Raw genomic sequence first — 11,805 nt, 5'->3', positions numbered from 1 at the left:
CTATTTTGCCACACGCCGTGCTAACGCAGCTTGAGCGTGCCAGCGCTTGGTCAAGCTCATGGCTGGCGTAGTAGTAGCACGGTGATGCACGTAGAGATCACCGTTAAGGTCCATTGAAACTAAACCGACGCCTGAGCGAATAAAACGTTCTAATTGAGCGACGGCTGGCCTATGAAAGCGATGATCGAGCACAACCCACGATTCATCCGCAAACTGAAGATTACGGTATGCTTGGCCTAAGGCGCGTGACCAATCAGCAAGCTTTGCTTCGATAGCTACGATTGTTTGAAACGGCGGAACCCTTACCGATGCCAACGCAGATTTAGACGGGTGCGCCGTCCACAGCCCCAGCCGTTGTAGCTGCTTTATCAAGCGCAGAGCGGCGGAACTTGAAAGACCCAGAGAGCTAGCTAGATCATCACATGTGCTGATGTAAGCCGCCGTCAATGGATCAAGCAACGGTGCAAGTCTTGGGGGAACTGAAGCCAGCTTTCGTAATTCTCGTGTCGTTCTAGGATGCCGCTTGTAGAGCACAATATCAGCAATCCCGACACCACCATCAAGCTCTAATTCGGCTTTATAGCCAGATCCTGCCGATTTTTTGATAAAAGAAAGGACTACCTCTACCAATTGCTCTTCGGTTTTGAAGCCTGTGAAAATTTTAGATTTGGTTGATCGGTTCATATTTTTTGAGTGTTAAAAAACCCTTACACCAGTACGCTATTATCCCAATTAGATTCAATGAACTAGTAGGTGCAGCATAATATTCGATCAATTTATTATAACCATCTCCATGAGCACCAGTCGATAAATTAAAACAGGTGGAGTAAGAACTAGTTCTACCATTCGAACACGGATTCATGCATTTGACGCCGTAAAAGCATGCTTAGTCGAAACCTAATTAGAACCACGAACGCGCGCCGCAGGCGCGCGGAGCTGCCGCTCAGCGGCAGCATCCAGTAGATTCGGAGAGGGCCGGGCCGGTAGGCCCGACCCTTCGAATCCCCCGCGCAGGGCGCGCAGGCGCCCTGCTTCTCTCCGCGTACAGACGAAAAAAAAAAGCTACCCGAGGGTAGCTTTTTCTTTTTCGTCTGTGGCGGAGAGAGGGGGATTCGAACCCCCGATAGGCTATGAACCTATACACGCTTTCCAGGCGTGCGACTTCAACCACTCATCCACCTCTCCTGCAGGCAATGCGTCTACTTGCTCGCATTGCGTACTATTTCTCGCTTGTCGCGAAGCCGCAGATTATAGCAAAGATTCTACGGACTGCCAAAGTTATTTACCGTGGGGTAAAAGTTAAAGCGAACAGCGACAAGCAGCAGCCCAACAGAAGCCGTGGTCGGCCCCCGCAGGGACCGACCTTTCATTACGACGCTTCCTTCAACTGCTCCAGGATGGCAGGGTTTTCCAGGGTCGACACGTCTTGCGTGATCGTTTCGCCCTTGGCCAGCACGCGCAGCAGGCGGCGCATGATTTTGCCGGAGCGGGTTTTCGGCAGGTTGTCGCCGAAACGGATTTCCTTCGGTTTGGCGATCGGGCCGATTTCCTTGCCGACCCAGTTGCGCAGCTCCAGGGCCAGCTTCTTCGCTTCCTCGCCGGTCGGACGCGCTTGCTTGAGCACCACGAAGGCGCAGATCGATTCACCCGTCGTGTCGTCCGGACGGCCCACCACGGCGGCCTCGGCCACCAGCGGGTTGGCCACCAGGGCCGATTCGATTTCCATCGTGCCCATGCGGTGGCCCGACACGTTCAGCACGTCATCGATGCGGCCCGTGATGGTGAAGTAGCCGGTGTCCTTGTTGCGGATGGCGCCGTCGCCTGCCAGGTACATCTTGCCTCCCAGTTCTTCCGGGAAATAGCTGGACTTGAAACGCTCGGGGTTGTTCCAGATCGTGCGGATCATCGATGGCCATGGACGCTTCACCACCAGGATGCCGCCCTGGCCGTTCGGCACGTCCTGGCCCGCTTCGTCGACGATGGCGGCCATGATGCCCGGCAATGGCAGGGTGCAGGAACCGGGGACCATCGGCGTGGCGCCCGGCAACGGGGTAATCATGTGGCCACCCGTCTCCGTTTGCCAGAAGGTATCGACGATCGGGCATTTCTCGCCGCCGATATGCTTGTAGTACCACATCCACGCTTCCGGATTGATCGGCTCGCCGACCGTGCCCAGCAAACGCAGGCTGGTCAGGTCGTAGTTGCCTGGATGAACTTTCGGGTCCACGTCAGCCGCCTTGATCAGCGAACGGATGGCCGTTGGCGCCGTGTAGAAGATGCTGACGTTGTGTTTCTTGATGGTTTCCCAGAAACGGCCCGCGTTCGGGTAGGTCGGGATGCCTTCGAACACCACTTGCGTGGCGCCCACGGCCATCGGGCCATACGCGATGTAGCTGTGGCCCGTCACCCAGCCGATATCGGCCGTGCACCAGAACACGTCGTCGGGCTTGATATCGAAGCTCCACTTCATCGTCAGCGCGGCCCACAGCAGGTAGCCGCCGCTCGAATGCTGCACGCCCTTCGGCGTGCCCGTCGAACCGGACGTATACAAGATGAACAATGGATGCTCGGCATCGACCCATTCCGGTTCGCATTGCGCGCTCTGGCCTGCGACCAGGTCGTGCAGCCACGTGTCGCGGCCAGCCACCATCGGCAAGTCGCTGCCCGTGCGTTTATACACGATGACGTTTTTCACGGTATCGCAGCCGCCCAGCGCCAGCGCTTCGTCGACGATGGATTTCAGTGGCAGCTTCTTGCCGCCGCGCAATTGCTCGTCGCCCGTGATGACGGCCACGGCGCCCGCGTCGATGATGCGTTCCTGCAGGGATTTGGCCGAGAAGCCGCCGAACACGACGGAATGCGTGGCGCCGATGCGCGCGCAGGCTTGCATTGCAGCAACGCCTTCCACGGACATCGACATATAGATGATGACGCGGTCGCCCTTGGCGATACCCTTGGATTTCAGGCCGTTGGCGAACTTGCAGACTTTTTCGTGCAGTTCTTTATAGGTAGCCTTGGTAACGGTGCCGTCGTCCGCTTCGAAGATGATGGCCGTCTTGTCGCCCAGACCGTTTTCGATGTTGCGGTCCAGGCAGTTGTACGACACGTTCAGCTGGCCGTCTTCGAACCATTTGTAGAACGGGGCATTGTCTTCGTTCAGGGTGCGGGTGAACGGCTTTTTCCAGCTCAGGTTTTCGCGCGCCAGCTTGGCCCAGAAGCCTTCGTAGTCGGTTTCCGCCTCTTTCACCATGGCTTGGTACGCGGCCATGCCGGAAATGGTAGCTTGTGCGGCAAAGGCCGCCGATGGTTCAAATACGCGCGACTCTTCTGGTCCTTGCTGCTGCGTGCCCTGTCCTTGGTTTTCTGTAGCGGCCATGCTTGTCTCCAGTGTAGTAATTGTTTGCTAACACGATAAGCGCCATGTCTTACGGACGCCTTACATTGCGCATTTTCTGCAGCGTTTTCCTCCGTCAAGGCTAACCATAAGCGCCTTCGGCGATGGGCGTCAAGGGGACGCCGTACAGTATTTTCACTGGGAAAATGCCTGGCGCGCCGAAGCTTCAATACCACTTTGTATTTCATCAAACCCAATAATACAGAGCAAGGCCATGCGCAGTAATCGACAGCAAGTGTAAAATGTCGGGCATGCCAAAAATTGGTATTTACTCCCCCAGGAACCCCTACATGATCGACCACCTACCACCGTCTGCCAAACATACCAAGCTGCATCCATTGTCCGCCTTCATCTTCATGTCGCGCTGGCTGCAGTTGCCGCTGTACCTGGGCCTGATCCTCGCACAATGCGTGTATGTCTTCCATTTCTGGGTGGAATTATCCGACCTGATCGGCGCCGTGTTCGGCAATGATGCAGCCCTGCAGCACGTACTGACGGCCGTCGCCGTGCCCGGCAGCGCCCTGCCGACCAAGCTGAACGAAGCGACCATCATGCTGGTGGTATTAGGCCTGATCGACGTGGTCATGATTTCGAACCTGTTGATCATGGTCATTATTGGCGGCTACGAAACCTTCGTTTCGCGCATGCACCTCGATGACCACCCAGACCAGCCGGAATGGTTGTCGCATGTAAATGCTTCCGTGCTGAAGACGAAATTGGCGATGGCCATCATCGGCATCTCGTCCATCCACCTGCTGAAGACCTTCATCAATGCCAACTCCTACAAGATGGAAGTGATCATCGCGCAGACGGTGATCCATATGGTCTTCATCATTTCCGCCATGGCGATCGCGTACACCGACCGCATCATGACGGTGACACAGAACCAGGCACGACCGCATTAAACCCGAAGCCCATGGCTGCCAGCAGCGGCCATGGGCTTTGTCACTCCAATGCAGTAACTAGTATTAGTAAAGAGTCTTACCCTTCTTATCTACCGCGAGAACACCATGACTGTCATAAAGCAAGAAGACCTGATCGAATCCGTCGCCGCAGCGTTGCAGTACATTAGCTACTACCACCCTGCTGATTACATCGAACATCTGGCGCGCGCCTACGCGGCCGAGCAAAGCCCGGCGGCAAAAGATGCGATCGCGCAAATCCTGACCAACTCGCGCATGTGCGCGGAAGGCAAGCGTCCTATTTGCCAGGACACGGGTATCGTCAACGTCTTCCTGAAAATCGGCATGGGTGTGCGCTTCGAAGGTTTCAGCGGCACGGTTACCGACGCCGTCAACGAAGGCGTGCGCCGCGCGTACAACTTCGACGACAACAAGCTGCGCGCCTCCATCGTGGCCGACCCGCATTTCGACCGCAAGAACACCAAGGACAACACGCCAGCCGTCGTGCACATGGAATTGGTTGAAGGCAATACCGTCGACGTGAAAGTGGCTGCCAAGGGCGGCGGCTCGGAAAACAAGTCGAAGATGATCATGATGAACCCATCCGACTCGCTGGTGGACTGGGTCATGAAGACCGTGCCGACCATGGGCGCCGGCTGGTGCCCGCCTGGCATGCTGGGCATCGGCATCGGCGGCACGGCCGAAAAAGCCATGCTGATGGCAAAAGAGGTGTTGATGGAAGACATCGACATGTTTGAGCTGAAACAACGCGGCCCGCAAAATAAACTGGAAGAATTGCGTATCGAGCTGTGCGACAAGATCAACTCTCTGGGCATCGGCGCGCAAGGCCTGGGCGGCCTGACGACCGTGCTCGACGTCAAGATCATGATGCACCCGACGCACGCCGCGTCGAAGCCTGTCGCCATGATCCCGAACTGCGCCGCCACGCGCCACGGCCACTTCGTGCTGGACGGCTCGGGCCCTGCCTACATGGAACCGCCATCGCTGTCGTCGTGGCCGGAAGTGCACTGGACGCCGGACACGGAAAAATCCAAGCGCGTCGACCTGAACACCCTGACGAAGGAAGAAGTCGCTTCGTGGACGCCGGGCCAGACCTTGCTGTTGAACGGCAAGATGCTGACGGGCCGCGATGCCGCGCACAAGCGCATCCAGGACATGCTGGCCAAGGGCGAAGAGTTGCCGGTCGACTTCAAGAACCGCGTGATCTATTACGTCGGCCCGGTCGACCCGGTGCGCGACGAAGTGGTCGGCCCGGCCGGCCCGACGACCGCCACGCGCATGGACAAGTTCACCGACATGATGCTGGAAAAGACGGGCTTGATCGCCATGATCGGCAAGGCCGAACGCGGTCCCGTCGCCATCGAATCGATCCAGAAACACCAGTCGGCCTACCTGATGGCCGTGGGCGGTTCCGCCTACCTGGTGTCGAAAGCCATCAAGGGCGCGAAAGTGCTGGGCTTTGCCGACATGGGCATGGAAGCCATCTACGAATTCGACGTCGTCGATATGCCGGTGACGGTGGCCGTGGACTCGAAAGGCACCTCCGTGCACAACACGGGCCCGAAAGAGTGGCAGGCGAAGATCGAGCAACTCAATAGCGTCAGCAAGATTCCCGTGACGGTCGCTTAAACAAGCACTACCATTAACGCCGCGCGGCAACACAGCGCGGCGTTTTTTTATCCTCTTCGGCTTTATATGACTTCTATTGCAAGCAATGCCCGCCCGGACGCCCCCATCGGCATTTTTGATTCCGGCGTGGGCGGCCTGTCGGTACTGCGCCATATCCGCGCGCAGCTGCCGCAGGAAGACCTGATTTACTTTGCCGATTCCGGCTATGCCCCGTATGGCGACAAGACGGAACAGCAAGTGATCGACCGTTCGCTGGCGATCACCGCCTTTTTATTGCAGCAAGGCGCGAAGGCGCTGGTCGTGGCCTGCAACACGGCCACCATCGCCGCCATCAAGGCCTTGCGCACGCGCTACCCCGACCTGCCCATCGTCGGCGTCGAACCGGGCTTGAAACCGGCGGCAGGCATCAGCCGCAACGGCAAGATCGCCGTGCTGGCCACGGAACGCGCCTTGCGCGGCGACAAACTGCTGGCCTTGCGCGAGCAGGTGAGCGCCGCCACGGGCGCCACGTTCATCTTGCAGCCCTGCATCGGCCTGGCCGACCGCATCGAGCAATGCGAACTGGGCACCGATCCGCTGGACGCCACCAGCGCCATGCTGGAACGCTACATCGCCCCCATGCTGGAACAAGGCGTCGACACCTTGGTGCTGGGCTGCACGCACTACCTGTTCGTGCAGGAAGCCATCGAACGCACGGTACGCGCCCATACGCAGGAACAGATCACCCTGGTGGACACGGGCGACGCCGTGGCACGCCAGCTGGCCCGCCTGCTCGATGCGGCAAGCTTGCGCCGCATCAACAACGACGCGCCACGGCTGCAAGGCTACACGACGGCCAAGGTCGAGTCCCTGGCGAAAGCCTTCGCCGGTTTGCTGGACTTGCACCCGCCCGTCGAACACCTGTCCGTGTGAGCTGGGTGAGCAAAAACGACCGTTTTCATGCAATCTTTCGATTCTTTAAAAAAGACTGCATTTAGATTTGCCACTTTGCCGAGTTCTTTGTATAATTCGGCACCTGTTCAGCAAAACAGCTAAACAGGTAAGTAAGACAGTGGTGGCTGTAGCTCAGTTGGTAGAGTCCAGGATTGTGATTCCTGTTGTCGTGGGTTCGAGCCCCATCAGCCACCCCACAGAATGAGTAGGAAAATAAAAGGGTTACACGCTTCGGCTGTAACCCTTTTTTTCATTTTCCAACGTTTTTTCAAACTTTCCAACGAATACCGTCTCCTCCGGGACATCGAGCCCGATATATTGACTGCGAAATTACTCAGGCAGAGGAAGCCGCCTACTTCGCCAGCACTGTCGGCAGCTCGGCCCAATTGAGGGTGTATCGGGGCGTCCGATTTTCCGACAACATTGCCCAGCACCTGACCCAGCCTGCAGATCCAAGGTGTACGGTATCGCGTCCGAACCGCTCATTTAACGCATCAAGGGCAGCCATCGACCGCACTGATTGAGCCCTGTCCCCGCCAGCATCAAACAAGATGCCCTGGCGCTGGGTATCCGGCTGCAGATCATCAGCATGATCCCGGCCTTCTTGTCCTTGAAGCCCTCGCGGAAAATCATGGCCAGACCGTGCAGTGCGGCGCCGGCCAGCAAGCACAACAGCAAGGCGCCATATAGCCAGCCAGGCACCTTGCGCACGAGCTTGACCAGCGCACTCACGTAAGTATCCGCTGCGCCACCGCGAACAGATCCAAGCGCTCGGCCAGACCGTTCGTGCCGCCGTTGATGCGCCGCGAGACCTTAATCTGCCTGCACAAAATTTTAGCCACGAAAGACGATTTGGACTTGGTGATTGTATAAGGGCAATTGTCGGAATCAAGCTATTGAGAATTTGGGAGGTCACGCATTAGTTGCTGTGTTGTATCATGCTTAAAAAACACTTAAGGATTCAGCATGAAAAAGTTGCTTGGCGTTGGCTTTGTAGTGGTTTGTCTTGCTATTGGCGGCTACTGGGGCTCCATTAAATATCGAGAGTCACAGCTCTTGGCTGCTATAGCACCGCTGGTAAAGAATGGGTCGATCAGAGTCAACGATTCGATATTGGTCGAAGTTGATCCCGGGAATATTACTTTTGGCGAGGCGATTAAAAAGCTGGACGAGAACACGTCGGAGATAGACAAAAAGATTATTGAGTTGCAGAGCTTGGACGCTTCCATCGCTCCAGGAAAGCAAACTTCAGCTGTTGAGTATCTCCGGGTCGGACAAGTCCTGACCCGAAGTTTAGCTGGATTGAGTAAAAAGAGTTTGACTATGAATTCTACGCAGAAACGCTCGGATGAGGAGATGAAGGCAGTACGTGCCGCATCTGGATACGCGATCGAGTATGCCGTTAAGTCGGCACTGCGGGCGAATGAGGCTGCCACTAAAGCCGCAATAGATTACTTTGAACAGTTGCCAGAGATGTGCGAGTCAGCTAAAAAATTCAAGGACCAGCGGCAGAAACTTCTGAACGATGGAATGTCAGAAAATGTTATTAATCCGGAGAATCTTGATAAGCTCGCTAATAAATGTAACAAGGACAAAGAGCAGGATAATGCTGAAACAAAGCCTTCAACCGTGAGGACTAAGTAGAAACGCACATTTGACATTGTGCTGTAACTGAGCTGCACCTAACCGCCTTCGGGCGGTCTTTTTTATTTATAGGTGCTCTCAAGGCGCACGCATCAACCGCAAGGCGCCGCGCTACTTGTGGGTGTTTTGTGCAGACGTCTGCATATCGTCGCCTCCAGGGTATCAGCATGCAACGACTCCATTTCAAGAGACCTCGATGCCAACGATTCAATTACAAGGGCTTTCCCAGCTGATGGCCAGGTTGGACGATGCGGGTAAACGGGCATCTGAGCTGGAATATATTTTGGCCGACAAGAAGGGAAGCAGGAGCGAGAAATACAAAGCAGATTCCGGTTTTCGAACCGGGCTTTTTCTATTCCGGCGCCGCTTTTCTTCATTCTCCGATACCGGCCCCGGTATCGCTTCCTGCAAAAAATTCATTAGTGCAAATTCGACCATCGCCCTACTCTGGGGTGCGGCCTGGACCACCCCATAAAAACAGTACGGAGACAACGATGAAGCAAATCCTGGCAGCACTCTGCCTGATGTTCTGCGCCCATGCGCAGGCGATCACCCTGACGGGCGTGCCCAATGCGCACGACCCCGGTACCCTGACAAAAGACGGCGACACGTATTTCAATTTCACCACGGGCGACGGCATCTGGTATTCCACCTCGACGGACCTGCTGAAATGGTCGGCCGGCCCTGCGCCCGTGTTCAGCACGCCGCCGGCCTGGATCGCCAATAAAATCCCCAACTTCAGCGGCTCGTACTGGGCGCCGGACGTGATCCACATGAATGGCTACTATTATCTGTATTACTCGGTGTCCACCTTCGGTACCTCCGTGTCGGCCATCGGCGTGGCCCGCTCGGCTTCGCTGAAAAATCCCAGCTGGACGGACCTGGGCATCGTCGTGCAATCGTATGGGGGCGGAGGAGAAATCAATGCCATTGACCCGGCCCTGTTCCGCGACTACGACGGCAAGGTCTACATGTCCTACGGCTCGTTTTTCGGCGGCATCGGCGTGACGGAAATCAACCAGGCGACAGGCAAGACGAGCGGCAACGTCACCACCATCCTCGGTGGCGGCGGCAAGGATATCGAAGCGCCCTACATCACGCGCGACGGCGAGTATTACTATCTGTTCGTCAACCGCGGCAAATGCTGCCAGGGCGCCGCCAGCACATACTATGTGGAAGTGCAACGCGCCAGCAGCGTGACGGGGCCGTACAGCGGCACGCGCACGGTGCTGCCCAACCTCGACGGCAAGTACAAGGGACCGGGCCATATCGGCGTGCTCAAGCAGGATGGCTGCAACTACACGTCGGTCCACTACTACGACGTCAACGACAATGGCGCGGCCAAGCTCGACATATTAAAGATGACGTACGGCGATGGCTGGCCCAGCCTGACGCGCAATTTTACGGTCGCCAGCTGCGGCGGCATCTCGGACGGCCCCACGGTGCTGCGCTCGCGCCTGAGCGGCAAAGCGCTAGCCGTGGCCGGCGCCGGCACGGCGAATGGCGCGCTGGTGCAGCAGCAAACCTATACAGGAGGGAAACACCAGCAATGGTATGTGGTGGGGCATGGCGACGGGTACTATAGCCTGATCAATGCGAACAGCCTGCTGGGCCTGGACGACTACAACAACTCGACCACGGCGGGCACGAATATCGCCCAATGGAGCTACTGGGGCGGACTGGGCCAGCAATGGCGCTTCGCCAGCCCCGCGTCCGGCTACCAGACGATCAGCAACCGCTACAGCAACCTGACCCTGGACGTCCTGAACCTGAGCACGTTGGAAAACGCGCAAATCATCCAGTGGAACCTGACCAATGCGAATAATCAGCAGTGGTCGCTGAGCCGGCCCTAACAGACGAACGATATCCCGGCGGCATGGCACTGCCGGGGCGTCCTCTCAGCGGGCGGGGAGCAGGCCCAGCAAAAACTCGCGCGCCCGCGCCGCACTTGGCGAGCGCGACGAAGGATGCTGGATGCGGTAGCAATCCCTGTGGTGCAGCGGGAACTGCCACAATTGCGCATTCGGTATGCCATCCTCGACATAATCGCAGCCCAGCGCCTTGCCCTGCGCATCGCGGGCCAGCGGAAAGAAATCGCGCCGGTGCCCGGCGGTGGCGCTGCCATTGGCAAAGATGATGATCTCGGGCTGGAAGAAATCGATTTGTACATCCAGCAGCAGTTTGGAGTACTTCTTGATGACCTCAAAATGCCGACATTTGACGGGACTACCTTTATTCCACGCCATGCACAGCAGATTGGCATAGATCAAGCCATCGCTGCCGGAACGCCGGGCCACCGCGCGCGTGAAATTATGAAAGGCACGGCCCTTGATATCCGCGCGTGACAATTGCTGCGCAAAATAAGCCTGATGCACGGCCATCGACCGCTCGACATAGTACTCCAGCGAACTAAAACGCTCCCCTACCGGCAACACATTCCATTGCCGCGTTTCGCAGCCCACGATCATAATGCGCTGCCGGGCCTCCAGCCAGTTGGGCGGAATACTGGGGAGAAAGAGACCCGAGAGCTTTTCCGCATCGGCATGCGGCGCATGGCGATCCAGCAAGGCCGTATCACAATCGGCCAGTACGCCCAGATAGCGGCTGGCCAGGTCGGTGCTTGCAGCTTGCTGCGGGGAATGCATGGTCATTGCGTGCCTGTGTCCGGATGCCCGGGGATGGGCCGCAAACCATAGCACACATTTCAGCCCGCCAGCACCGACTGCACCGTCGTCGCCAGGTCGTCCAGGCGCACGGGTTTGACGAGGAAGTGGCGGAAGCCCACGGCCAGCGCGTCGTCCATGTACATGGGCAGGCTGTGGCCGGTGACGGCGATCAGCACGGCATTGGCCGTTTCGGGGTTGTGGTGCAGGCGGCGGCCGATTTCGATGCCGCTGATGCCGGGCATTTCTATGTCGAGGTAGACGGCGTCGGGCACGCACAGCTTGACTTGCTCGACGGCCATCTGCCAGTTGCGCACCACTACCGCGTGGTGGCCCAGCGCTTCGAGCAGCATGGCCAGCGATTCGCCCACTTCCTGGTTGTCGTCGACCACCAGCAGATTCAATTTGCGCGCAGCACTTGCCGGCTGGTCGCCCTGGCGGCGTTCCACGGGGGGATTGCCTGGTGTCGTTTCAGTTGTCTGGCTCATTGTACGTTCACGTCTGACGGCTGCAAAAACGGGAGTATACAAGAAGCGCGCACAATGCCGCCGCACCCGAGCACTGGTGCCAAGCGGCAATCAAGACCGCCCGCTGTACCGCGCCAGCAACACTTCCCCAC

General features: G+C 57.5%; 12 protein-coding genes and 2 tRNA genes. 7 read left to right on the top strand and 7 right to left on the bottom strand.

What is annotated here, in order from left to right; genetic code table 11:
• The 3 genes from O0879_RS18845 to acs all read right to left on the bottom strand — a co-directional run bounded on the left by O0879_RS18845 (position 1) and on the right by acs (position 3,376).
• Positions 1-684, bottom strand: a complete 684-nt coding sequence (locus O0879_RS18845; protein ID WP_289918128.1) for a hypothetical protein — start codon at positions 682-684, stop codon at positions 1-3.
• 410 nt (positions 685-1,094) lie between these two features.
• Positions 1,095-1,185 (bottom strand) — tRNA-Ser (locus O0879_RS18840).
• 184 nt (positions 1,186-1,369) lie between these two features.
• Positions 1,370-3,376, bottom strand: a complete 2,007-nt coding sequence (gene acs, locus O0879_RS18835) for an acetate--CoA ligase (RefSeq protein ID WP_289906323.1) — start codon at positions 3,374-3,376, stop codon at positions 1,370-1,372.
• 308 nt (positions 3,377-3,684) lie between these two features.
• Between acs and O0879_RS18830 the strand changes: the two genes are divergently transcribed.
• The 4 genes from O0879_RS18830 to O0879_RS18815 all read left to right on the top strand — a co-directional run bounded on the left by O0879_RS18830 (position 3,685) and on the right by O0879_RS18815 (position 7,076).
• Positions 3,685-4,299, top strand: a complete 615-nt coding sequence (locus O0879_RS18830) for a YqhA family protein (RefSeq protein WP_077400355.1) — start codon at positions 3,685-3,687, stop codon at positions 4,297-4,299.
• A gap of 105 nt (positions 4,300-4,404) precedes the next feature.
• Entirely contained in the window at positions 4,405-5,946 is a 1,542-nt protein-coding gene (locus O0879_RS18825) for a fumarate hydratase (protein WP_166449574.1), read from the top strand.
• Positions 5,947-6,012: 66 nt separating this feature from the next.
• Positions 6,013-6,858 (top strand): glutamate racemase, encoded by an 846-nt coding sequence (gene murI / locus O0879_RS18820; protein WP_289899874.1) that lies wholly within the window; start codon positions 6,013-6,015, stop codon positions 6,856-6,858.
• Between the two features lie 142 nt (positions 6,859-7,000).
• Positions 7,001-7,076 (top strand) — tRNA-His (locus O0879_RS18815).
• Between the two features lie 155 nt (positions 7,077-7,231).
• Here O0879_RS18815 and O0879_RS18810 read toward each other — a convergent pair.
• Positions 7,232-7,387, bottom strand: coding sequence for a DUF4113 domain-containing protein (locus O0879_RS18810; protein WP_289918121.1), 156 nt, complete (start codon positions 7,385-7,387; stop codon positions 7,232-7,234).
• Positions 7,366-7,611, bottom strand: coding sequence for a hypothetical protein (locus tag O0879_RS18805; protein ID WP_289918118.1), 246 nt, complete (start codon positions 7,609-7,611; stop codon positions 7,366-7,368). Before O0879_RS18805 ends, O0879_RS18810 begins: the two co-directional genes overlap by 22 nt.
• Positions 7,612-7,845: 234 nt before the next feature.
• On the opposite strand from O0879_RS18805, the gene O0879_RS18800 reads away from it, so the two are divergent.
• From O0879_RS18800 to O0879_RS18790, 3 genes are all read left to right on the top strand, one after another.
• Complete coding sequence (locus O0879_RS18800) at positions 7,846-8,523, top strand: hypothetical protein (protein WP_289918117.1); 678 nt, start codon at positions 7,846-7,848, stop codon at positions 8,521-8,523.
• 196 nt (positions 8,524-8,719) lie between these two features.
• A complete protein-coding gene (locus O0879_RS18795; RefSeq protein ID WP_289918115.1) occupies positions 8,720-8,998 on the top strand; it encodes a hypothetical protein in 279 nt (92 codons plus the stop codon).
• A 19-nt stretch (positions 8,999-9,017) separates the two neighbouring features.
• Complete coding sequence (locus O0879_RS18790; RefSeq protein ID WP_289918113.1) at positions 9,018-10,376, top strand: family 43 glycosylhydrolase; 1,359 nt, start codon at positions 9,018-9,020, stop codon at positions 10,374-10,376.
• Positions 10,377-10,421: 45 nt separating this feature from the next.
• On the opposite strand, the gene O0879_RS18785 is transcribed toward O0879_RS18790, so the two are convergent.
• Positions 10,422-11,174 carry a hypothetical protein gene (locus O0879_RS18785; RefSeq protein WP_289918111.1) on the bottom strand — a complete coding sequence of 251 codons (753 nt, stop codon included), beginning with the start codon at positions 11,172-11,174 and terminating at the stop codon, positions 10,422-10,424.
• Between the two features lie 53 nt (positions 11,175-11,227).
• Entirely contained in the window at positions 11,228-11,674 is a 447-nt protein-coding gene (locus tag O0879_RS18780; RefSeq protein ID WP_161789566.1) for a response regulator, read from the bottom strand.
• Positions 11,675-11,805: the final 131 nt, after the last annotated feature.

Origin of the sequence: Janthinobacterium sp. SUN120 (assembly GCF_030397735.1) — a bacterium.
Classification (GTDB): Bacteria; Pseudomonadota; Gammaproteobacteria; order Burkholderiales; family Burkholderiaceae_D; genus Janthinobacterium; species Janthinobacterium kumbetense.
Note: the sequence above shows the minus strand (reverse complement) of the source record. Positions and strands in the feature narration are given on the sequence as shown.

Bases quoted from the DNA above. Each gene is read 5' to 3' on its own strand.
- O0879_RS18830 (WP_077400355.1), top strand. From the start codon at position 3,685: ATGATCGACCACCTACCACCGTCTGCCAAACATACCAAGCTGCATCCA.
- acs (WP_289906323.1), bottom strand. From the start codon at position 3,376: ATGGCCGCTACAGAAAACCAAGGACAGGGCACGCAGCAGCAAGGACCA.
- O0879_RS18800 (WP_289918117.1), top strand. From the start codon at position 7,846: ATGAAAAAGTTGCTTGGCGTTGGCTTTGTAGTGGTTTGTCTTGCTATT.
- murI (WP_289899874.1), top strand. From the start codon at position 6,013: ATGACTTCTATTGCAAGCAATGCCCGCCCGGACGCCCCCATCGGCATT.
- O0879_RS18780 (WP_161789566.1), bottom strand. From the start codon at position 11,674: ATGAGCCAGACAACTGAAACGACACCAGGCAATCCCCCCGTGGAACGC.
- O0879_RS18845 (WP_289918128.1), bottom strand. From the start codon at position 684: ATGAACCGATCAACCAAATCTAAAATTTTCACAGGCTTCAAAACCGAA.
- O0879_RS18785 (WP_289918111.1), bottom strand. From the start codon at position 11,174: ATGACCATGCATTCCCCGCAGCAAGCTGCAAGCACCGACCTGGCCAGC.
- O0879_RS18810 (WP_289918121.1), bottom strand. From the start codon at position 7,387: ATGGCTGCCCTTGATGCGTTAAATGAGCGGTTCGGACGCGATACCGTA.
- O0879_RS18790 (WP_289918113.1), top strand. From the start codon at position 9,018: ATGAAGCAAATCCTGGCAGCACTCTGCCTGATGTTCTGCGCCCATGCG.
- O0879_RS18825 (WP_166449574.1), top strand. From the start codon at position 4,405: ATGACTGTCATAAAGCAAGAAGACCTGATCGAATCCGTCGCCGCAGCG.
- O0879_RS18795 (WP_289918115.1), top strand. From the start codon at position 8,720: ATGCCAACGATTCAATTACAAGGGCTTTCCCAGCTGATGGCCAGGTTG.